We start from the raw sequence: 21,082 nt of genomic DNA on the forward strand, positions 1-21,082 counted from the left end.
CGCGTCAGCCGACCGGGTCGTCCCGCAGGTTGCGCGGATGGCAGGCGACGTGGCGCCCGTCGCGGGTGAGGCCGGCGCCGCGCACGAGGTGGTCGGTGCCGTAGCCGCGGCGCTGCTGGTACGCCCAGTAGGCGGTGCGGGACGGGCCGGTCCACCGCTCGAAGATCATGACCTCGCGGGCGTCCGGGCCACCGGTCGCGTTGACGACGAGGTCGCCGGGCCCGAGCCGCGCGGGCGGAATCCGGTCGCAGTAGGACGCCAGCAGCGCGGCCGAGTTGGGGCCGGGCGCCGGTAACCCGAGCGCCATGGACGCGTACCCCGACCCGTCGGCCCGGTAGCCCTGGTAGCTGGCCGCCTGGTCGTAGGGCACGCGGCCCGGCGCGTGCGGATGCCAGTTCTGCGCGCGCGCGACGACCTCGTGCCGGTAGATCGCGTGGACGGTGGCGTGGGTAGCGCGCGCGGGCGAGGCGGACGCGCGCGCGGGCCCGTGCGGGGTCTCCTGCGCGTTGGTGCGCAGCGTCGTCCCGAGCAGCACGCCGGCGGCCCCGGAGACGAGCACGCATCCCGCCACGGCACCGATGAGCACCATCTTCGGACCACGCCTCCTCGGCACCGGCGGCAAGGAGCCTGACGATTCAGGCGACCCGCCCGTGGTCGGCGTAGGCGTCGCGCTGCCGGGCGCTGCCGGTTCGTCGTCGGGCACGGCCGTCTCGCCGTGCGGCGGGGTCGTTTCGCGGGTCGGCGCGGTCGGCGCGGTCGGCGCGGGCGGCGTGGTCAGCTCGCCGGGCGGCGCGGCCGTCGGCGCGACGTCGGGCGTTCCGGACGCGGCGGCCGCCTCGCGGGCCTGATCGGCGACGTCCCAGAGGGCCTCCAGGCGATGCCGGTCCCCGCCGCACAGCTGCGCCAGCGCCGTGACGGCGGTGCGCGGCACGAAGGTCTCCCCGCCGAGCCAGCGGCTCCACGACGACCGGCTGGCGTGCGTCCGGCGCTCCAGGGAGCGCAGGTCGTGCCCGGACGCCGTGCGCAGCTCGCGCAGCTCGGTGAGCAGGACGCGGACCGCGTCCGGCAGGTCGTCGGGCAGTGGGGCCGGCGGGCGGCTTCGGCTCATCGGTGCATCTCCTGCAGGTCGGACCGCAGGCCCGCAATGGGCCGCGGGCAACGCCCGGCACTCTCCGTCGCGGCGGACCATTATGCCCAGTCCGGCCGCTGGAATGGCCGGAACCGCGATCGTCGCCGTGCGTTCCCGAATGCGCACCAAGGGTGATCGGCAGCGGTGTCCCGCAAAGGCCCGGCTGTCCCGCCCGCGTCCCGTCCGGAGGGGTGTCTCTGCTGGTCAGAGCCTTGCCCGTGTCTCTTTGTCCCAACCTGGCCGCAAGGCCTCCGCACCTCCGCAGAACGGTCCCTAACGTCTGCCGGGTCGATCGACGAAACCCGCTCACGGCGTCCTCGCGGACGCAATTCAACGACCATTCACGGAGGTTCATCAATGGCTTCCCCTCGGGCCATCCTCATCGGGGCCGGCTCCCTCGCGCTCGCCGCCGGCACCGCCGCCGGGCTGATCGGGCTGACGTCCCCCGCCGAGCACTCCGCGGCGCCGCAGGGCGCGCGGCTGCAGGCCGACGCCGGCGCGACCGTCGCGGTCGCGTCCGTCCCGAAGGTGACCCGCGCGCAGGTCATCGCCCGGGCCAAGACCTGGCACCCGCACACGAGCAGCCGCGTCCCCTACAGCCAGTCCAAGACCCACGGCGGCTACCGCACCGACTGCTCGGGCTACGCGTCCATGGCGCTGCGGCTGCCGAAGCCCGGCCCGAACACGGTCGGCCTCGCGTCCTCGACCTACAGCAAGCGGATCTCGATGTCGCAGCTCAAGATGGGCGACCTCGTGATCGACGCGATCGGGAGCAACACCACCCGGCACGTCGTCATCTTCGAGAAGTGGACGAGCAGCAAGCACACGGCCTACTGGGCCTACGAGCAGCGGGGCCACTACGGCACGGACCACCGCACCCGCACCTACGGGCTGGCCAAGGGCAGCCAGTACAAGGCGTACCGCCCGAAGAACATCACCTGACCGCTCCCCTCAGAGGCCCGGCCGGTGCGCCCCACTCCGGCCGGGCCTCGCCCTTCCCTGCGGCGCGGTGGCGGTTTCCCTCCCGTGGGGGAGGCGGGTCGTGCCGCCGGGGGAGGTGCGGCGGGGGGTGCGCGCGCGACCGTCGAGGCATGACTGATTCCGCTGTTGCCGCCGCGCGCCCCCGGCGGCTGCAAGCCATATGGGCCTCCGCGCACGCGCCCGCCGCCGGGACGCCGCGCTGGGCGCGGACCGCCGCGCTGATCGTGCCGCTCGCCGTGCTGCCGTCCAGCCTGTGGCGGATCGCGGCCGTCGCGCTGCACCTGCCGATCGTCCGGGACACGGGCGGCGACGAGAGCGGCAACCTGCCGGCCTGGATGCCGATCGAGCTGTACGTGGTGCTGCTGTCGGTCCTTTCGGAGCTGCTGGCGTTCACCGCGGTCGGGCTCGTGTCGACGTGGGGCGAGGTGTTCCCGAGGTGGGTGCCGTTCCTGCGCGGACGCCGCGTGCCGACGCTCGCCGCGGTCGTCCCGGGCGCGATCGGCGCGGCCATCCTGACGAGCCTGTGGACGTGGGCGGTCGCGATGCTGGCGGTCGGCCGCAACCTCACGGGCGAACGGCTCACCGCCGACTCGCCGCTGAACGTCCACACTTGGCAGGGCGCCCTGGCCGTCGTCGCCTACATCCCGCTGGTCGCCTGGGGGCCGCTGCTCGCGGCCGTCACGTTCGCCTACTACCGGCGCCGCGCCCACGGCGCCTGAGACGGGGTGCCGTCAAGGAGGACGGCGGCCAGCCGGGTCGGCTCGGCGCGTTCGGGAGGTGAACGGGGGTGGTCAGTGCGGCTGCCGGGCGCGCAGGAGGAGGTCTTGGAGCGCGCCGAGTTCGTCCTGGCCGAGGCCGCCGAGGGGCGAGTCCTTCGCGAGCAGTTCGAGCAGGCGCGCGCGCAGGTCGGTGCCGTCCGGGGTGAGGACGAGCTGCTTGGCGCGGCGGTCCTGCGGGTGCGGGCGGCGCTCGACGAGGCCGCGCTTCTCCAGCTTGTCGACGACGAACGTGGCGTTGGACGGCTCGCAGCTCATCCGGTCGGCGAGGTCGCGCATCGTCATCGGCCCGGTCAGCTCGCGGAGCGCGGTGGCCTGGGGGCCGGTGAGCCCGAGCGTCGCGGCGCGCTCGCGGACGTGCTCCTCGATCTGCCGGGACAGCCCGGTCACCAGCCCGCACAGCTCCCGCTCGGCGGTGGCGGCGAACTCCGGATCGGTGCTCATGGCCCGAGCTTACATCAAGCTGCAATGGTTGCAGCTTGAATAGTTCTAGTTGTAAGTTTCTCGTCGTGCGGCGGCCGCAGGGCGCGGCCGTGACGAAGGGAGACACCCATGCCCACCGACACGCGGAACCGGCTCGCCACCGAGGCCGGCCCCAGCACGATCCGGCTCGGCGACCTGAAGGTCAGCTACGTCCCGGACGGCGCCGTCGCGCTCAAGCCCCGCGCGTGGCTGCCCGGCTCGACCGCGGAGTTCTGGGACGCGCACCCCGAGTACCTCGACGCGTCCGGGAACCTCGTCGCGAGCATCGGCGGGCTGCTGGTCGAGCGCGGCGACCGCGCCCTGCTGATCGACGCGGGCGTCGGGCCCCGGTCCTGGCCCGACGACCCGGCCGAGCCGTTCGGCGCGGCCCGCGGCGGCGCGCTGCTCGACGGCCTCGCCGCGCTCGGCCGCGACCCCGCGACCATCGAGGCCGTCGCCGTCACCCACCTGCACAGCGACCACGTCGGCTGGCTCTGGCCCGCCGCCCCCGCCTGCCGCCCGCCGTTCGCCGACGCGCGCGTCCTGCTCACCGCCGCCGAGTGGGAGCACCGGCACCTGTCCGGCACCGGCGCCGACATCCTCGACGGGTTCGCCGACCAGGTCGAGACGGTCGCGGGCGGCGAGGAGATCTTCCCCGGCGTCCGGGTCCGGACGACGTACGGGCACACCGCCGGGCACGCCACCTACGAGATCGCCTCGGGCGGGCGGCGGCTCATCGCGTTCGGCGACGCGCTGCACAGCCCCGTCCAGATCGACCACCCGGAGTGGTCCGCCGCGCCCGACCACGATCCGGTGCTGTCCGCCGAGGTCCGCCGCCGGCTCGTCGCCGACCTCGCCGGGCCGGACACCCTCGGCTTCGGTATCCACTTCGCCGACGTGCAGTTCGGACGGGTCGTCCCCGGCACCCCCGGCTGGCGCCCGGAGTCCCGATGACCCGCCTCGCCGGGCGGCGCTGGCCCGCGATCATCACCGCCGCGCTCGCCGCGACCGCGGCGGTGATGCCCGGGTTCACGGTCGGCGCGCTCGCCCCGTCCATGCAGGACGCCCTGCACACGAGCAGGACCACGCTGGGGCTGGCGATGAGCGCGTTCTACGCGGCGAGCGCGCTCGGCTCGCCGGTCGCGAAGCGGCTGGCGGCGCGGCTGCCCGTCCCGGTCGCGCTGTCCGCGGCGGCCGCGGTCGCGTCGCTGTCGATGCTGGGCCTTTCGCGCGCCGGGCACGTCGCGGTCCTCTTCCCGGTGCTGGTCGTGGCGGGGTTCGCGAACGGGCTCGTCCAGCCGGCCGCCGGGCGCCTCATCGCCGCCCGCGCGCCCGACCGCCGCCGCTCCCTCGCCGCCGGGACGATCGGCGCGGCGCTCGGCGCCGGCACCCTCGTCCCGGGGCTGCTCGTCGCGCTCGTCGTCCACCCCTACGGCTGGCGCGCCGCGATGGCGATCGCCGGGCTGCTCGCGCTCGTCCCCGTCGCGCTGGCCCCGCTCACCCGCACGCCCCCGACGGAACGGCGGCGCACGGCGGCGGCGACCGCGCCGATGCCGCGCGCCGTCCGGCGGACGCTGGTCCTGTGGGCCGTCGCGGCGGCGCTGTCCGCGACCGGGAACAACGCGGTGGCCTCGTACTTCGTGCAGCTCGGCGCGCACTCCGGGGTGCCGGACGGCCTCACCGGCGACCTCCTCGCGATGAGCGCGGTCATCGCGATCGCGGTCCGGCTGGTCGCGGGCGCGCTCGCCGACCGGGCACCCCGGGGCGACCGCACGGTCATCGCGGGGATGATGCTCAGCGGCGCCGCCGGGCTCGCGCTCATCGCGGCCGGGAACCCGGCCGCGTTCCTCGCCGGCGCCGTCCTGGCGTTCTCCGCCGGATGGGGCTGGACGGGCCTGCTCCTGTCGGCGGCGCTCCGCCTCCTGCCGGACCGCGCCGAGAACGCGGGCCACACCGTCCAGGTCGGCGTCTACACCGGCGCGACGATCGCCCCGTTCACGTTCGGCGCCCTGTCGGCGTCGCTCGGCTTCGCGGCCGCCGCGCTGCTCGCCGCGGTGGCCGCCCTCGCCGCCGCGACCCTCATGGCCACGACCATCTCCGACCTCTCTGACCTGCGGCGCGTCGCCGTCATGCGGCCCGCCATGATGACGGCGCGCCGCGGATCAGCGTGCGGGGAGGACGCGGCCGGTCACCGCGCCGAGGCCTAGGCGGGCGCCGCCCGGGCCCGGCGCGGTGGCGGAGACCGTGACGGTGTCGCCGTCCTCCAGGAACGTCCGGGGCTCGCCGCCGACCTCGACCGGCTCCTTCCCGCCCCAGGTCAGCTCGATGAACGCGCCGCGCTGGTCCTTCTCCGGGCCCGACACCGTCCCGGACGCGAACAGGTCCCCGGTGCGGGACGAGGCGCCGTTCACCGTCATGTGCGCGAGCATCTGCGCGGGCGACCAGTACATCTCCCGGTACGGCGGGCGCGACACGACCTGCCCGTTCCACTCCACGACGAGGTCGAGGTCCAGGCCCCACGGGTCCTTCTCCCGCAGGTAGGGCAGCGGTTCCGGGTCCTGGAGCGGGGTCGGGACGCGGGCCGCCTCCAGCGCGAGCAGCGGCACCACCCACGGCGACACCGACGTCGCGAAGCTCTTGCCGAGGAACGGGCCGAGCGGCACGTACTCCCACGCCTGGATGTCGCGCGCCGACCAGTCGTTGACCAGCACGACCCCGAACACCCGCTCGGCGAAGCCGTCCACGCCGACCGGCGTGCCGAGCGGCGAGCCGGTGCCGACGACGAACCCGACCTCCGCCTCGACGTCGAGGCGGCGGCACGGCCCGAACGTGGGCGCGGCCTCGTCCGGCGCCTTGCGCTGCCCGCTCGGCCGGACGATGCCGGTGCCCGACGGGACCACGGTGCCCGCGCGTCCGTGGTAGCCGACGGGCAGGTGCTTCCAGTTCGGCATCAGCGGCTCGGCGTCCGGCCGGAACAGCCGCCCGAGGTTCGACGCGTGGTGCTCGGACGCGTAGAAGTCGACGTAGTCGGCGACCTCGAACGGCAGGTGCAGCGTCACCGCGTCCAGCGCGTGGACGGCGCCGTCCGGCAGGTCGTCCGAGACGGCGTCGATGATGTGCTCGCGGACCTCGACCCACCGCTCGTGGCCCTGCTCCATGAACGCGTTGAGCGACGGCCGGGAGAACACGTCGTCGCCGAGGACGGCGGCGAGGTCCACGACGGAGTCCGCGACCCGGACGCCGACGCGCGGCTCGCCGCCGTCCGGCGCGAACACGCCGTACGGCAGGTTGTCGAGCCCGTAGAGCGAACCGTCCGGGATCGGGATGCGGGTCATGCGTCTTCCTTGATCAGCGAGGCGGGGAGGAGGCCGAGGGCGGCGAGCTCGGTGAGCGGGTCGGTGATGCTGCACGTGCCGAACGACAGGAAGCGCGCGCGGGCGAAGGACGCGCGGGCGTCGCCGAGGCCGGCGACGCGGGCGGCGATGGACGCCGCGTCGCGGTCGGCGAGGACCGCGGCGACCTCGGGGACGTCCGCGCCGTGCATCGCGGCGTCGGCGGCGAGCAGCAGGTTGAGGAATCCGTGCTGGTGGAAGCCCGTCTCCGGGTCGGTGTTGCGGACCGGGTGGTGCAGCCCCGCGGTCGCCTTGAACGGGACGCCGGCGCGCACGGCGGCGAGGACCGCGGCGGCCAGCTCGTCCGGCGCCGGGTACAGGTTCGCGTGGACGCCGCCGGTGCGGAACTTCGCGCGGTGCCCGGTCTCGCCGAGCGCGGCGAGGATCGCGGGACGGCGCTCGTCGCGCGGCACCTCCACGAACACCGGGACGTCGATGCGCTCCAGGCCGCACAGCAGGTCCGCCGCGGTCATCCCGGTCGGCACCGCGACCTCGACGGCGTGCACGGCGACGGGCAGGTCCGCGGCGGCCGCGACCGCCCGCGCGGCCTGCGCGGGCCCGTTCGGCGCGGTGATCGACAGGTCGAGCGGGTCGCCGGTGAGCAGCGGGTGCAGCTGGTCCAGCGCGGTCGCGGGCAGCACGAGCGGCCCGACGAGCGCGGCGTACGGCGCGGACCGGTGCCGGCGGTGGCCCTGGACGGCGTCGGGGAGCGGCGCGAGGCCGGGCGGGAACACGGCCGCGTCGTCGCACAGGCCGCGCGCGAAGGCGGGCAGGTCGCTCATGGGGTCCGCCTTCCCGCCCAGGTCCACGCGTATGCGGGGTCCTCGCAGGCCAGGCCGCCCTCGCCGAGTTCGAGGGGGCGGAAGGTGTCGACCATGACGGCCAGCTCGTCGAAGAACTCGGCGCCGATGCTGCGCTCGTACGCGCCGGGCTGCGGGCCGTGCGCGAGGCCGCCGGGGTGCACCGACACCGAGCCCTGCCCGATGCCGGAGCCCTTGCGGGCCTCGTAGTCGCCGCCGCAGTAGAACATGACCTCGTCGGAGTCGACGTTGGAGTGGTAGTACGGCACCGGGATGGACAGCGGGTGGTAGTCCACCTTGCGCGGCACGAAGTTGCAGACGACGAAGTTGTGGCCCTCGAACACCTGGTGGACGGGCGGCGGCTGGTGGACGCGGCCGGTGATCGGCTCGAAGTCGTGGACGCTGAACGTGAACGGGTACAGGCAGCCGTCCCAGCCGACGACGTCGAACGGGTGGTTCGCGTAGGTGAAGCGCGTTCCGCCGATGCCGCGGGACGTGCGGTGCTTGACGAGGACCTCGACGTCGGTGCCGGCGGCGGTGAGGGGCTCGCCGGGGCCGTGCAGGTCGCGCTCGCAGTACGGGGCGTTCTCCAGGAACTGTCCGAACCGCGACAGGTACCGCTTGGGCGGCGCGACGTGCCCGGTGGCCTCGATGACGTAGGCGCGCAGCGGCTCGTCGCCGGAGCCGGCGGGCAGCCAGCGGTGCGTGGTGGAGGTGGGGATGACGACGTAGTCGCCCTGCTTCGCGTCGAGCGCACCGAAGATCGTCTCGACGGTCGCGGCGCCGGACTCGACGTAGACGATCTCGTCGCCGGTCGCGTTGCGGTACAGCGGCGAGTCCGCCGCGGACACGACGTAGGAGAGCCGGACGTCGGCGTTGCCGAGGATCAGCCGGCGGCCCGTGACGGCGTCGGTGCCCGCCCAGGCCTCCTTGGGGAACAGGTCGTGGAGCCGGAGGTGGCGCGGCTTGAGCGGCTGGTTCGGCGTGGTGGACGGGTCGGGCACGTCCCAGGGGCGCGAGTCGACGATCGCGGACGGGATCTCGCGGTGGTACAGCAGCGACGAGTCGGAGGAGAAGCCCTCCTCGCCCATCAGCTCCTCGAAGTAGAGCCGGCCGGACGCGTCCCGGTGCTGGGTGTGCCGTTTCGGCGGCACGTCGCCGACCCGCCGATAGTGCGCCATGGGTCCCTCGCCTCCCGCAGATGATTAATGCGTTTACTATCTCCCTGTGACACTACGGCTCCAGGCGGGCCGAGGAAAGGCCCCGGTTCCGGCCACGGAGACGAGTGGCGGAGGGCGGCGCGGCGGGACAGCGGAGCGGGCGGGCCCGCGGGTCAGCTCCGCTCGCGGACGTCGAACGCGTGCCGGCCCTCGATCAGCTTCTCCAGCAGCATGATCAGCATCCGCTGCTCGGTCTCGGTGAGCACGCCCGCCCACTGCCGCTCCCGCTCGTGCTGGCCGGCGAAGATCTCCAGCATCCGGCGGCGGCCGTCCTCGGTCAGCGACAGGATCACCGAGCGGCCGTCCCGCTCGCCCGGCGTGCGCACCATCAGCCCGTCCGCGACCAGCGTCTTCGCCAGGTTCGACACGGCGGCGCGGCTCATCCCGGCGAGCGCGGCGGCGCGGCCCGGCTCCAGCGGCCCGGCGAGCCAGGTGACGAACAGCAGCCGGAACCCCGCCCAGGAGTGCCCGCGCGGCCGGTGCACCGTGGACTCCAGGTCGTAGGTGACGATCGCGGACGCCCGGTTCAGCGTCAGCAGCAGCCGGGTCGCGAGCCGGTGCGGGAAGCCGAACTCGTCCGCCAGCCGGCCGCCGGCGAGATCGACGAACGACCAGAAGTCCAGGTCCGCGGGCTCGTCGTCCATGGCCGCCAGCCTAGCCCCGGGCGGCCGCCGAAGTGATACAGGGTTTGATCACTCTGCGACGTGTCGCCGGGACGATCATGGGCACGTCTCCCTGTGCAGTCGGCGAGTGGGGGGATCATGGCGACGGTCGCGGACCAGTTCATCCAGGTGCTCCGCCAGGCGGGCGTCCGGCGGATCTACGGCGTGGTGGGCGACAGCCTCAACCCGGTGGTGGACGCGGTCCGCCGCACCGGCGGGGACATCGAGTGGGTGCACGTCCGCAACGAGGAGGCCGGCGCGTTCGCCGCCGCCGCCGAGGCGCAGACGACCGGGCGGCTCGCCGTCTGCGCGGGCAGTTGCGGCCCGGGCAACACCCACCTGATCCAGGGCCTGTACGACGCGCACCGGTCGGGGGCGCCCGTCCTCGCGCTGGCCTCGCAGATCCCGAGCACGCAGATCGGCAGCGGCTACTTCCAGGAGACGCATCCCGAGCGGCTGTTCACCGAATGCAGCCACTACTGCGAGCTGATCAGCACGCCCGGGCAGATGCCGCGCATCCTGCGCACCGCGATCCAGCACGCCGTCGGCCTCGGCGGCGTCGCCGTCCTCGCGCTGTCCGGGGACGTCGCGAGCAAGGACGCCGAGAACCCGACCGGCGAGCACGACTTCCTCTTCCGCAAGGGCATCGTGAAACCGCCCGCCGAGCAGGTCGACCAATTGGCGCACGCCCTCAACCGGGCGCGGAAGCCGATGCTGTTCTGCGGGTCCGGCGTGCAGAACGCGCACGCCGAGGTGATGCAGCTCGCGCACAAACTGCTGTCCCCGATCGGGCACGCGCTGCGCGGCAAGGAATGGATCCAGTACGACAATCCCTTCGACGTCGGGATGAGCGGGCTCCTCGGTTACGGCGCGTGTTATGAGGCGATGCAGGAGGCGGACCTCGTCCTCATGCTCGGCACGGACTTCCCCTACGACCCGTTCCTCCCGGGCCGCCACACCATCCAGATCGACGACGATCCCGCCAAGCTCGGACGCCGCACGCCGCTGACCCTCGCCGTCCATGGCGACGTCGGCGAGACGCTCCGGCTCGTCATGGACAAGGTCGAGCAGAAACGCGACCAGTCCTATCTGGACGAGATGCTGCACCGGCACACGCGTGCGTTGGAGGGCGTCGTCTCCGCCTACACGCGCGACATCGAGAAGCACATTCCGATCCATCCCGAATACGTCGCGGACGTCCTCGACGACCTCGCCGCCGACGACGCGATATTCACCGTCGACACCGGAATGTGCAACGTCTGGGTCGCCCGCTACATCACGCCGAACGGCCGCCGCCGCGTGATGGGCTCGTTCGTCCACGGCTCCATGGCGAACGCGCTGCCGCACGCGATCGGCGCGCAGTACGGCGCGCCCGGCCGCCAGGTCGTCTCCGTCTCCGGCGACGGCGGGCTCGGCATGCTGCTCGGCGAGCTGCTCACGGTGAAGCTGCACCGCATCCCGGTCAAGATCATCCTGTTCAACAACGCGTCGCTCGGCATGGTGCGGCTGGAGATGATGGTGGACGGCCTGCCGTCCTACGAGACCGACCACGAGGCCGTCGACTACGCCGCGATCGCGCAGGCCGCCGGCATCGAGGCCGCGCGCGTCGAGCGTCCGGCCGACGTCCGCAGTGCGATGGCCACCGCGCTCGCCGCGCCCGGCCCGTACCTGCTGGACGTCGTCACCGACCCGAACGCCCTGTCGATCCCGCCGCACATCACCCCGCAGCAGGTGAAGGGGTTCGCGCTCGCCGCCGGGAAGACCGTGCTGACCGGCGGCGTCGGCAAGATGCTCGACCTGGCCCGCAGCAACCTCCGCAACATCCCCCGCCCCTAAGGCGCGGTCACCCGGAGTCCGCCACCGCGCGGGCGTGGGCGATGAGCCGGCGCAGCGCCGGGTTCCGGTTGGCGCGGTGCCACGCGAGCGCGATCGGGACGGTCGGGACGGGATCGGCGAACCGCCGGGTCACGACGCCGGGAACGTGCAGCGTGCCCGCCTTGCCCTCGGTGATGAACGTGATGCCGTGCCCCGCGGCCACGGCGTGCAGCATCCGCTCCTCCTCGGGTTCCCAGTGCGCGACGGTCGGCCGGACGCCCTCGCCGAAGACCTGGTCGAGCATCCGGTCCCACATGCCGGGGCCGTGCTCGCGCGGCCACCAGACCAGCGGGCGGCCCGCCACGTCGGCGGTGCGCAGCCGCCGCTTGCGGGCGAGCGGGTCGTCGCCGCGGACGGCCGCCACGATCGCCTCGTCGCCGATCTCCAGGACGGCGAGGTCGTCGCGCAACTCGATGGGCGGCCGGACGATCGCCGCGTCGATGGCCCGCTCGCGCAGCCGCTGCTCGTGCAGGCCGGTGAAGCCGCTGGTCAGCTGAACCTCGACGGCCGGGTGCGCGGCCCGGAACCCGTCGACGAGGTCGGTGACGGCGCCGCCGGGCGCGGACCGGGTGAGGCTGACGGTGAGCCGCCCGGCCTCCCCGGTCCCGTGCCGCCGGACGAGGTCGGCGGCCGCGTCGGCGCGGGCGAGGACGTCGCGGGCGGCGGGCAGCAGCGCGGCCCCCGCCCCGGTCAGCGCGACGCCGCGCCGGTTGCGGGCGAACAGCTCCGCGCCGAGCTCGCGTTCGAGCGCCTTGATCTGCTGGCTCAGCCCGGGCTGGGCGACGTGCAGGCGCCGTGCGGCGCGGCCGTAGTGCAGCTCCTCGGCGACCGCCACGAAGTACCGCAGATGCCGCAACTCCATGCCGCCGACGATAGCCGGTGATAACTCCGGCTTCTCACAGGAGAAGACGCCGGACTTGGACGGCGCCGCCGCGCGCATGGCGGAATGGCCGCATGGTCACCGTAATGACAGGCCCGCGCGCCGCCGGGACGGCCGGCGCGCGGCAGTGGATCGCCCTCGGATCGGTGCTGCTCGCGACGTTCATGGGGTTGCTGGACGCGAGCATCGTGACGGTCGCCGTCCCGTCCATCCAGCACGGGCTCGGCGCCTCGTTCGGCGAGGTGCAGTTCGTCGCCGCCGGGTACACCCTCGCCTACGCGGTCGGGCTGGTGACCGGCGGCCGTCTCGGGGACCTGTACGGGCGGCGCCGCGCCTTCCTGGCCGGGGTCCTGCTGTTCCTCGTGACCTCGGTGCTGTGCGCGGCGGCGCCGTCCGCGCCGCTGCTGATCGGCGCGCGGGTGCTGCAGGGGCTGGCCGCCGCGGTGATGCTGCCGCAGGTCCTGTCGATCATCCAGGCGTCGTTCACCGGCCCGGCGCGGGCGAGCGCCCTCGGGCTGTACGGGGCGACGATCGGGCTCGCGTCGATCTCCGGGCAGATCGTCGGCGGCGCGCTGCTCGCCTGGGACCCGCTCGGGCTCGGCTGGCGGTCGGCGTTCCTCGTCAACGTGCCGATCGGGCTCGCCGCCCTGGCGGTCGCGGGCGCGACCGTCACCGAGGGGCGCGGCGCGCGCTCCCGCCTCGACCTCGGCGGCGCCGGCATCCTCGCGCTCGCCCTCGCCGGCCTGCTGCTCCCGGCGGCGCTGGGCTGGCCGGTGTGGAGCCTGCCGTTCCCGCCGGCCGGTGCCGCGCTGCTCGTGGCGTTCGGCGCCTTCGAGCGGCGGCAGGCGAACCCGCTGGTGCCGATGCGGCTGCTCGCCCAGCGGCGGATGGTGCGGGGGCTGCTCACCGTCCTCGCCTTCTACGCGGGCAACGCCGGCCTGTTCCTGCTGCTCGCCTACCACCTGCAGGCGGGCCTCGGGCAGAGCCCGCTGCGGAGCGGGCTGATCTTCGCGCCGCTCGGCGTCGGGTTCGCGGTCGCCAGCCTGACCGGACGCAGCCGGGCCGCACTGGTACCCGGCGCGGCGCTGATGGCGGTCAGCCTCGGCGCGATGCTCGTGATCGTCGCGACCGTCCCGGGGCACGCGCAGATCGGCTGGCTGCTGCCCGCACTGGCGGTCTCCGGGATCGGTGAGGGGCTGGTCGCCGCGCCGCTGATCGGCCGGGTCCTCGCCGGGGTCGACCCGGCGGACGGCGGCGCCGCGAGCGGCGTCCTGCTCACCGCGACGCAGGTCGCGAACGCCGCGGGCGTCGCGCTGATCGGCGGCCTGTTCGCGGGCGCGCTCGGCGCGGCGCCCGGAACGCCTGGCATCGCCCTGTCCGCCTACGACCACGCCACCATGGTCACGACCGCGGCGGTGCTGGTCCTGGCCGTCCTGACTGGGCTGCTCGCCCGCGCTCTCTCAGACCGCTGAGACTCCCGCCGTCCCGGCCGGGCGTGGTGGGATGGGGGTGTGAGCCGTGCTGTGGAGGAGAGCAACCGCAGGTTGCTGCGCGCGCGGGACGCGATGGACCGCGCCTATGCGCAGCCCCTGGACGTCCCGGCGCTGGCCCGGATCGCGCACGTGTCACCGGCGCACTTCACCCGCGCGTTCCGGGCCGCCTTCGGCGAGACGCCGCACCGCTACCTGCAGCGCCGCCGCGTCGAGCGGGCGATGTTCCTGCTGCGGGAGACCGACCGCAGCGTGACCGACATCTGCTTCGAGGTCGGCTTCGCCAGCCTGGGCACGTTCAGCCGGACGTTCCGCGCGATCGTCGGCCGGTCGCCGCGCGAGTACCGGCGGGAGGCGACGGCCGTGAACGTGCCGACCTGCTTCACGATGGCCTGGACGCGTCCCGCCGGATGAGCAGTTTCGGATAAGTCTTCGCGGGGCGCGCTCGCTAGCCTGAGCTGCATGTTCACCACGATCACGCATTCCCAGATCTACGTCCTGGACCAGGACGAGGCCCTCGACTTCTACGTCGGCAAGCTCGGCCTGGAGGTGAGCGCCGACGTCGACATGGGCTTCATGCGCTGGCTGACCGTCAGCGTCCCCGGCGACCCGGGCCGGCACATCCTGCTGGAGCGGCCGGGCCCGCCGGCGCTGTCGGAGGAGACGGCCGAGCAGGTCCGCGAGCTGCTGACCAAGGGCGCGATGGGCGGCCACCTCGTCTTCGGCACCGACGACTGCCGCAAGACCTACGAGACGCTGCGGGGCCGCGGGGTGGAGTTCACCGAGGAGCCCACCGAGCGCCCGTACGGCATCGACGCCGCGCTGCGCGACCCGTTCGGCAACAGCATCCGCTTCACCCAGCAGGGCTGACCGCCTCCGGACAGCTCCGGCTGCGGGGCGTTGTCCTTAGGGTGGTCCCGTGGGGAGCATCCGGGTGCGGCGCCGCTCGGTGGCGGTGGCGCCCTGGGTGCTGGACGCGGCGCTCGCGGCGGCCGCCTTCGCCGTGACCGCGTACCGGATCCGCACCGGCGCCGCCGGCCCGGACGGCCGGGGTCCGGACCTCGCCGCCTACGGCATCGGGCTCGCGATGGCGGCGGCGCTGCTCGCGCGGCGCCGGTGGCCCGCGTTCGTGCTGGGCCTGGTCACGCTGCTGTGGATCGTCTACCACAGCCGCGGGTACCCGGGCGGGGCGCCGGCCGTGCCGGTGTGGGCGGCGCTGTACTCGGTCGCGGTCGCGCCCCGGCGGTGGGCGGGGTTCGTGCTGGCGGGCGTGCTCATCTTCTCGGACGTGTCGGCCCGCTCCGAGGGCGGCGCCCATCCGTTCACCGCGCTGCTCGACGGGACGACCGTCGTGTTCGCCGCGATGCTGCTGCTCGGCGACGCCGTCCGCAGCCGGCGGCAGCGGCGCGCGGAGTACGAGGCGCGGCTGGAGGCGCTCGCGGCCCGGCAGGAGGACGCCGCCGCGCGGCGCGTCGCCGAGGAGCGCATCCGGATCGCGCGGGACCTGCACGACGTCTCCGCCCACACGATCGCGGTCATCGGCGTCCAGGCGAGCGTGGCCGCCGAGCTGCTGACCGAGGACCCGGAGCAGGCGGCGGACGCGCTCCGGGCGATCCGCCGGGCCGGCGCGGAGGCGATGGCGGAGCTGCGCGCGACGGTGGGCGTGCTGCGCGACGCGGACGGCCCCGGGGTGGAGGCCCCGGTGCCCGGCCTCGACCGGCTGCCCGACCTCGTGCGCGGTCACGGCTCCGCCGGGCCGCGCGTCGAGCTGCAGGTCGAGGGCGAGCGGCGGCCGCTGCCCGGGGTCGTGGAGCTGACGGCCTACCGGATCGTCCAGGAGTCGCTGGCCAACGCGCTGCGGCACGGCGACGCCGGGTCGGTGCGGGTCCGGTTGCGGTACCGGGCGGACGGCCTGGACGTGGAGGTCGACGACGACGGCCGCGGCGGGCCGCCGTCCGCCGACGGGTACGGCGACGGGTACGGGGTGCGCGGCATGGCCGAGCGCGCGGCGGCCCTCGGCGGGACGCTCACCGCCGGGCCGGGGGAGTCCGGGTTCCGGGTGCGGGCGTGGCTGCCGTGCGGGGGGACGGGATGACGATCCGGGTGCTGCTGGCCGACGACCAGGTGCTGGTGCGGGCGGGGTTCCGCGTGCTGCTGGAGCGCGCGGACGACATCGAGGTCGTCGGGGAGGCGGGCGACGGCGACGAGGCGGTCGCGCTGGCCCGCGACCGGCGGCCGGACGTCGTCCTGATGGACGTGCGGATGCCGGGGTGCGACGGGCTCGCGGCGACGCGGCGGATCGTGGCGGGCGCCGGGCCGTCCGGGGTGAAGGTCGTGGTGCTGACGACGTTCGACCTGGACCGGTACCTGTTCGCGGCGCTGCAGGCCGGGGCGAGCGGCTTCCTGCTGAAGGACCTGGAGCCGGACGCGCTGCGGGACGCGGTCCGGACGGTGCACGCGGGCGACGCGCTGATCGCGCCGCGGATGACCCGGCGGCTGATCTCGGTGTTCGCGGACCGGGCGGGGCGGCCTCCGGTGGCGCCGGAGCGCCTCGCGGCGCTCACCGGCCGGGAGCGGGAGGTGGTGGCGCTGGTCGCGGACGGGCTGTCGGACCGGGAGGTCGGCGACCGGCTGGCGATGCGTCCGGCGACGGCGAAGACGCACGTCAACCGGGCGATGGCGAAGCTCGGCGCGCGGGACCGCGCGCAGCTGGTGGTGCTCGCCTACCAGTCCGGGCTGGCCGGGGTACCGCGATCGGAGTAGGGGCCGTGCCGCGGACGCGGTAGCCGGGTCCGCTCCCGGGGCCGATGGAATCGCGGGCGCGCTTTCCTAGCGTCGCTTCCATGGATGTTCACACGAGGACGGACGCTCACACGAGGGTCGTCGCCGGGGGCTGCCTGGTCGCGGCGCCGGCCGTGCAGGGACTGTCGACGTTCTTCTGGAACGACGGCGATCAGGGGATCGCGGCGGGCGCGCTCGTCGTCGTCGCGACGGTGTTCTGGGTGACGGGGCTGGCGGCGCTGTTCCGGCTCGTCGAGCGGCGCGCGCCCCGGTACGCGGCGTTCGCGTTCCCGCTGGCGGTGTACGGGTGCGTCGGGGGCGCGGCGTTCGGCGTGCAGGGGCTCTGCGAGGAGCTGTTCGGGGTCCCGCACGACACGGCCGTGGACCTGCTCCGCGATCACCAGGCGGCGGCGGAGGCGGCGTTCTGGATGGCGGGGCCGCTCTTCCCGATCAGCGTGTTCGTGCTCGGCGCGGTGCTGATCCGGCTGCGCGCCGTCCCGCTGCCGGCCGCCGCCCTGATGTCGGTGGGGGCGGTGCTGTTCCCGCTGAGCCGGATCCCGCGCGAGGCGGTCGTCGCGCATCTGGCCGACCTCCTGCTCCTGCTGCCGTTCGCGCACCTCGGGGTGCTGATGGCGATGGGCCGCCTGGGACCCGCGAAGCCGTCGGGCGCACCGGACGCGGAGGACGCGTCGGACGGCCCGGCGCCGGTCGAGGCGGTCAGGTGAAGGAGGTGGCCATCTCGGCGAGGGTCTCGTCGGTGACGTCCGCCATGGGGCGGGGCGGGTCCTGCTCGGTCCAGGCGAGGGCGGCGATGCGCAGCGCGGTCATGAACGCGCCGGCCAGGACGACGGCGCGGGTGGAGCCGGGCGGGAGGCCGTCGCGGTCGGCGACGAGGTCGGCGAGGGCCCGCTCGAAGGTGGCGTAGTGCGCGAGCTGGCGGGCGAGGACGGACGGGTGGGCGCGGGCGAGGCGGGCCTGCGCCGCCCAGCGCGGGTCGGGCTCGCCGATCTCGCCGGACAGGTCGTGGAACGCGGCGCGCAGCGCGGTCCAGGACGTCTCGCCGGGCGGGCGGGCGGCGAAGTGGCCGAGGAGGGCGCGCATGCGCTGCTCGTCGCCGTAGAGGAGGGCGTCCTCCTTGCCGTCGAAGTAGTTGGAGAAGGTCCGGCGGGACACGCCGGCGGCGTCGGCGATGGCCTCGACCGTGACGGCGTCCAGCCCGTGCTCGATGGCGAGGCGCATCGCGGCCTCGTGCAGGGCCATGCGCGTCGCCTCCTTCTTGCGCTCGCGCAGGCCGCCGCCGGCCGTGGTGTCCATGCTGTCCAACTCTACGGGCCCCCGCCCGTCCCGTGGGGGAAAATTTTCTCGACGCGAAAACTTGCGCAGTGGGAATAAAGTGGGCCGCTGACGCCTTGTAGAGGGCGTTCCTGCTCATCACCCCGGAGGCGTCCCTTGACCGTGTCCGCCGATTCCGTGCCCGCCGCCGGCGCGGCCCCGCCGGCCCCGCCGGCGCCGTCCGCGACGATGTCGCGCAGATCGATCTTCGAGGCGCTCAGCGGCCTGCTGCTGGTGCTCTTCGTCGCGATGCTGAGCGAGACCGTCGTGTCCACCGCCCTGCCGCAGATCATCGGCGCGCTCAAGGGCAGCCAGTCGCAGTACACCTGGGTCGTCACCGCGACCCTGCTGACCGCCACCGCGAGCACCCCGATCTGGGGCAAGCTCGCCGACCTCTACGACAAGAAGAGGCTGCTCCAGGCCTCGATCGTCATCTTCGTCATCGCCTCGATCGCGTCCGGGTTCGCGCAGAACAGCGCGCAGCTCATCGTGTTCCGGGCGGTGCAGGGCCTCGGCGTCGGCGCGCTGCAGATCCTCGTCCAGATCGTCATGGCGGCGATGATCAGCCCGCGCGACCGCGGCCGCTACTACGGCTACCTCGGCGCGGTCATGGCCGTCGCCACCGTCGGCGGCCCGCTGCTCGGCGGGCTGATCGTCGACACGTCCTGGCTCGGCTGGCGCTGGTGCTTCCTCATCGGCGTGCCGTTCTCCGTCGTGTCGTTCGCGCTGCTGCAGAAGACGCTGAAGCTGCCGGTGGTCCGGCGCGGCGACGTCAAGATCGACTACTGGGGTGCGGCGCTGCTGGCCGGCGGCGTCAGCCTGCTGCTCATCTGGGTGACGTTCGTCGGCGACAAGTTCGCCTGGCTGTCCTGGCAGACCGGTGCGATGGTCGGCGCGGGCCTGCTCATCCTCGCCGTCGCGGTGTGGGTCGAGTCGCGGGTCGCCGAGCCGATCGTCCCGCTCGGCATCGTCGCCCGCCGCAACACCGCGCTCGCCATCCTGGCCAGCCTCGCGGTCGGCATGGCGATGTTCGGCGGCGCGGTCTTCCTCGGCCAGTACTTCCAGATCGGCCGCGGCTACAGCCCGACCGAGGCGGGCCTGCTCACGATCCCGATGATGGTCGGCGTGCTCGGCTCGTCCACGATCGTCGGACGGCTCACCACCCGGACCGGCAAGGTCAAGTCCTACATCGTCGCCGGCGCGGTCGTGCTCACCGCCGGGTTCGCGGCGCTGGCGACCATCGACCAGCACACCTCGCTGGTGTTCGTCGGGGCCGGGATGTTCCTGGTCGGCGCGGGCGTCGGCATGGCGATGCAGAACCTCGTCCTCGTCGTGCAGAACTCGGTGCACCTGCACGAGATCGGCGCGGCGAGCGGCACCGTCACGTTCTTCCGGTCCCTCGGCGGGACGATCGGGGTCTCGGTGCTCGGCGCCGTCCTGGCGAACCGGGTCTCGGACAACATCGCGCACGGGCTGTCGCGCATCGGCGTGAACCCGTCCGCGGGCGGCGGCGACGCCGGGAACCTGGACGTCGGCGCGCTGCCCGGCCCGATCCGGGAGATCGTCCGGGCCGCCTACGGCGACGCGACCGGGCACATCTTCCTGTTCTCCGCGCTGATCGCGGTGGTCGGGATCGTCGCGGCGGCGTTCCTCAAGCCGGTGACGCTGCGCGACAGCCTCGACCTGGCGGACGACGCGCCCGCCGAGGCGGTCGGAGCCGAGGCCGAGGTCGCCGCGGTCGCGCCGGTACCCGCCGCCGCCAGTGAGACCGGGAGTTCAGCAAGCCGATAGCACCTACCGGGGTCAAGGGCCGACGGGCCGCCGCGTTCCCTGCGGCGGCCCGTCGCTGTGAAGTGGTCATTCTTCAACGACTTAGCAAGATGGCGCGGGGTCGGCGGGGCGTTTGCTCACCATCCTGACAACCAATGGGCGGGCCGATGCGCCATCCTTGTGGGACTTGGAGTATCACAAGGTTCCATCGAGCCGAGGAGCGTTCGATGTCGCAGGCCGTGCTGGACGTCCGTCCGTTCGAGCAGATCCCCCGGCGGCTGGCGCACCGCATGCGGCCGCTCGTCGCCGGCGCCGCCGGCGAGGTCCTCGCCGACGTCCGCCGCGGCGGGCCCGGCGGCGTCCCGCCCGGCGACGGGCGCGCCGCCGCGGAGATCCGCGCCGAGATCGTCGCGGGGCTCGGGCACTTCCTCGACCTCGTCGACGACCCCCGCGCGGCCTGGGACCGGGTCGCCGCCGCGCACCGCGCGCTCGGCCGCGACCTCGCGGTCCGCGGCCACGACCTGGAGGAGACGCACCGGGCGCTGCGCCGCACCGCGCGCGCCGCCTGGCGGACCCTGATCGCGCTCGCCGAGTCCCTGGAGGTCGACCGGGAGACGCTCGGCCTGATCGCCGACGCGCAGTTCGCCTACATGGACGCGGCCGCCGCCGAGGCCGTCCGCGGCTGGGAGGCCGAGCGGCCGGACCGGGGCGCGGCCGGCGAGGACGCGCTGCGCCGCCGCCGCGCCCGGCTGCTGTCGCTGCTGCTGTCCGGCGCGGGCGAGGACGAGATCGCCGACGCCGCCCGCGGCGCCCGCTGGCGCACCCCGCGCACCGTCGCCGCCGTCGCGCTGCACCCCCGCACCGACCCCGGCCCGGACGGCCCGTTCCCCGCGCCGCCGGACGTGCTCGCCGACCTCGCCGGCCCGGAGCCCGCGCTCGTGGTGCCCGACCCGGACGGCCCCGGGCGCGCCCGGCTCACCGAGGCGCTGCTGCGCGACTGGATCGTGGTGGTCGGCCCGACCGTGCCGCCCGCGCGGGCCGCCGAGTCGATGCGCTGGGCCCGGCACGCGCTCGCCGTCACCCGGCGCGGGCACATCGACGGCACCGCCGTCGTCCGCTGCATGGACCACGTCCCGCTGCTGGTGATCTTCACGGCGGAGGACCTCATCGCGCACGCCGCCGACTCGCGGCTCGCGCCGCTGCGCGCCCTCACCCCCGCGCAGGCGGACCGGCTCGCCGAGACGCTGCTGTCGCTGCTGGAGAACAACTTCAACGCCACCGAGGCCGGCAACCGGCTGCACGTGCACCCGCAGACCGTCCGGTACCGGCTGCGGCACCTGGAGGAGCTGTTCGGCTCCGACCTCCAGGATCCGCGCCGCTGCCTGGAGCTGGAGATGATCCTCAACGCGCGGGCCCGCACCGGCGCGTTGTCAGGAGCCTGACAAGCGCACCCCGGAACACCTGGGTTGAGTCGCAAGAGCCGCGCGGGCCGCCGTCCGTACGGTCGAAGCCCCACTGGATCGCGTCGGACC

At 74.6% G+C, this 21,082-nt stretch carries 21 protein-coding genes; 13 read left to right on the plus strand and 8 right to left on the minus strand.

Going from position 1 to position 21,082, the window contains the following annotated elements:
- Positions 1–4 precede the first annotated feature (4 nt).
- Complete coding sequence (locus AB0C78_RS07375; protein ID WP_360743099.1) at positions 5–1,108, minus strand: helix-turn-helix domain-containing protein; 1,104 nt, start codon at positions 1,106–1,108, stop codon at positions 5–7.
- A 378-nt stretch (positions 1,109–1,486) separates the two neighbouring features.
- On the opposite strand from AB0C78_RS07375, the gene AB0C78_RS07380 reads away from it, so the two are divergent.
- Together AB0C78_RS07380 and AB0C78_RS07385 are read left to right on the plus strand one after the other, a co-directional pair.
- On the plus strand, positions 1,487–2,071 hold the full coding sequence (locus AB0C78_RS07380; protein WP_360743102.1) for a hypothetical protein: 585 nt from the start codon (positions 1,487–1,489) through the stop codon (positions 2,069–2,071).
- Between the two features lie 149 nt (positions 2,072–2,220).
- Complete coding sequence (locus tag AB0C78_RS07385) at positions 2,221–2,829, plus strand: hypothetical protein (RefSeq protein WP_360743105.1); 609 nt, start codon at positions 2,221–2,223, stop codon at positions 2,827–2,829.
- Between the two features lie 72 nt (positions 2,830–2,901).
- Here AB0C78_RS07385 and AB0C78_RS07390 read toward each other — a convergent pair whose 3' ends face one another.
- A complete protein-coding gene (locus AB0C78_RS07390) occupies positions 2,902–3,330 on the minus strand; it encodes a MarR family transcriptional regulator (protein WP_151540500.1) in 429 nt (142 codons plus the stop codon).
- A gap of 108 nt (positions 3,331–3,438) precedes the next feature.
- Here AB0C78_RS07390 and AB0C78_RS07395 point away from each other — a divergent pair, with 108 nt between their 5' ends.
- Complete coding sequence (locus AB0C78_RS07395; RefSeq protein WP_360743109.1) at positions 3,439–4,302, plus strand: MBL fold metallo-hydrolase; 864 nt, start codon at positions 3,439–3,441, stop codon at positions 4,300–4,302.
- Entirely contained in the window at positions 4,299–5,555 is a 1,257-nt protein-coding gene (locus AB0C78_RS07400; protein WP_360743112.1) for an MFS transporter, read from the plus strand. The genes AB0C78_RS07395 and AB0C78_RS07400 overlap by 4 nt, the downstream gene beginning before the upstream one ends.
- On the opposite strand, the gene fahA is transcribed toward AB0C78_RS07400, so the two are convergent.
- The 4 genes from fahA to AB0C78_RS07420 all read right to left on the minus strand — a co-directional run bounded on the left by fahA (position 5,511) and on the right by AB0C78_RS07420 (position 9,404).
- Positions 5,511–6,683 (minus strand): fumarylacetoacetase, encoded by a 1,173-nt coding sequence (gene fahA, locus AB0C78_RS07405; protein WP_360743115.1) that lies wholly within the window; start codon positions 6,681–6,683, stop codon positions 5,511–5,513. The genes AB0C78_RS07400 and fahA overlap by 45 nt on opposite strands.
- Entirely contained in the window at positions 6,680–7,522 is an 843-nt protein-coding gene (locus tag AB0C78_RS07410; RefSeq protein WP_360743118.1) for a hypothetical protein, read from the minus strand. The genes fahA and AB0C78_RS07410 overlap by 4 nt, the downstream gene beginning before the upstream one ends.
- Positions 7,519–8,721: a homogentisate 1,2-dioxygenase gene (locus AB0C78_RS07415; protein ID WP_360743121.1), complete on the minus strand. Its 1,203-nt coding sequence runs from the start codon at positions 8,719–8,721 to the stop codon at positions 7,519–7,521. The genes AB0C78_RS07410 and AB0C78_RS07415 overlap by 4 nt, the downstream gene beginning before the upstream one ends.
- A gap of 152 nt (positions 8,722–8,873) precedes the next feature.
- A complete protein-coding gene (locus AB0C78_RS07420) occupies positions 8,874–9,404 on the minus strand; it encodes a MarR family winged helix-turn-helix transcriptional regulator (RefSeq protein ID WP_360743124.1) in 531 nt (176 codons plus the stop codon).
- 117 nt (positions 9,405–9,521) lie between these two features.
- Here AB0C78_RS07420 and AB0C78_RS07425 point away from each other — a divergent pair, with 117 nt between their 5' ends.
- Positions 9,522–11,258 carry a pyruvate dehydrogenase gene (locus AB0C78_RS07425; RefSeq protein ID WP_360743127.1) on the plus strand — a complete coding sequence of 579 codons (1,737 nt, stop codon included), beginning with the start codon at positions 9,522–9,524 and terminating at the stop codon, positions 11,256–11,258.
- Positions 11,259–11,265: 7 nt separating this feature from the next.
- Here the strand turns inward: AB0C78_RS07425 and AB0C78_RS07430 are convergent, their stop codons facing one another.
- Entirely contained in the window at positions 11,266–12,159 is an 894-nt protein-coding gene (locus AB0C78_RS07430; RefSeq protein WP_360743130.1) for a LysR substrate-binding domain-containing protein, read from the minus strand.
- 104 nt (positions 12,160–12,263) lie between these two features.
- Between AB0C78_RS07430 and AB0C78_RS07435 the strand changes: the two genes are divergently transcribed.
- From AB0C78_RS07435 to AB0C78_RS07460, 6 genes are all read left to right on the plus strand, one after another.
- The gene (locus AB0C78_RS07435; RefSeq protein WP_360743133.1) at positions 12,264–13,649 is read left to right on the plus strand and encodes an MFS transporter; all 1,386 of its coding nucleotides are present in this window, start codon (positions 12,264–12,266) and stop codon (positions 13,647–13,649) included.
- 93 nt (positions 13,650–13,742) lie between these two features.
- Positions 13,743–14,081, plus strand: coding sequence for a helix-turn-helix transcriptional regulator (locus AB0C78_RS07440; protein ID WP_360743361.1), 339 nt, complete (start codon positions 13,743–13,745; stop codon positions 14,079–14,081).
- Between the two features lie 48 nt (positions 14,082–14,129).
- Positions 14,130–14,537, plus strand: a complete 408-nt coding sequence (locus AB0C78_RS07445; RefSeq protein WP_151540508.1) for a VOC family protein — start codon at positions 14,130–14,132, stop codon at positions 14,535–14,537.
- Positions 14,538–14,586: 49 nt separating this feature from the next.
- On the plus strand, positions 14,587–15,762 hold the full coding sequence (locus AB0C78_RS07450) for a sensor histidine kinase (protein WP_360743137.1): 1,176 nt from the start codon (positions 14,587–14,589) through the stop codon (positions 15,760–15,762).
- Positions 15,759–16,430, plus strand: coding sequence for a response regulator transcription factor (locus tag AB0C78_RS07455; protein ID WP_360743364.1), 672 nt, complete (start codon positions 15,759–15,761; stop codon positions 16,428–16,430). Before AB0C78_RS07450 ends, AB0C78_RS07455 begins: the two co-directional genes overlap by 4 nt.
- A gap of 80 nt (positions 16,431–16,510) precedes the next feature.
- A complete protein-coding gene (locus AB0C78_RS07460) occupies positions 16,511–17,173 on the plus strand; it encodes a hypothetical protein (RefSeq protein WP_360743140.1) in 663 nt (220 codons plus the stop codon).
- On the opposite strand, the gene AB0C78_RS07465 is transcribed toward AB0C78_RS07460, so the two are convergent.
- Positions 17,166–17,762, minus strand: a complete 597-nt coding sequence (locus AB0C78_RS07465) for a TetR family transcriptional regulator (protein ID WP_360743143.1) — start codon at positions 17,760–17,762, stop codon at positions 17,166–17,168. The two genes, AB0C78_RS07460 and AB0C78_RS07465, sit on opposite strands and share 8 nt — an antisense overlap.
- A gap of 207 nt (positions 17,763–17,969) precedes the next feature.
- On the opposite strand from AB0C78_RS07465, the gene AB0C78_RS07470 reads away from it, so the two are divergent.
- Both AB0C78_RS07470 and AB0C78_RS07475 read left to right on the plus strand, forming a co-directional pair.
- Complete coding sequence (locus AB0C78_RS07470; RefSeq protein ID WP_360743367.1) at positions 17,970–19,571, plus strand: MDR family MFS transporter; 1,602 nt, start codon at positions 17,970–17,972, stop codon at positions 19,569–19,571.
- A gap of 206 nt (positions 19,572–19,777) precedes the next feature.
- Positions 19,778–20,992, plus strand: a complete 1,215-nt coding sequence (locus tag AB0C78_RS07475; protein WP_360743146.1) for a helix-turn-helix domain-containing protein — start codon at positions 19,778–19,780, stop codon at positions 20,990–20,992.
- The last annotated feature ends 90 nt before the right edge of the window (positions 20,993–21,082 follow it).

The sequence above is a fragment of the Actinomadura sp. NPDC048394 genome (assembly GCF_040651755.1).
Classification (GTDB): domain Bacteria; phylum Actinomycetota; class Actinomycetes; order Streptosporangiales; family Streptosporangiaceae; genus Spirillospora; species Spirillospora montaniterrae.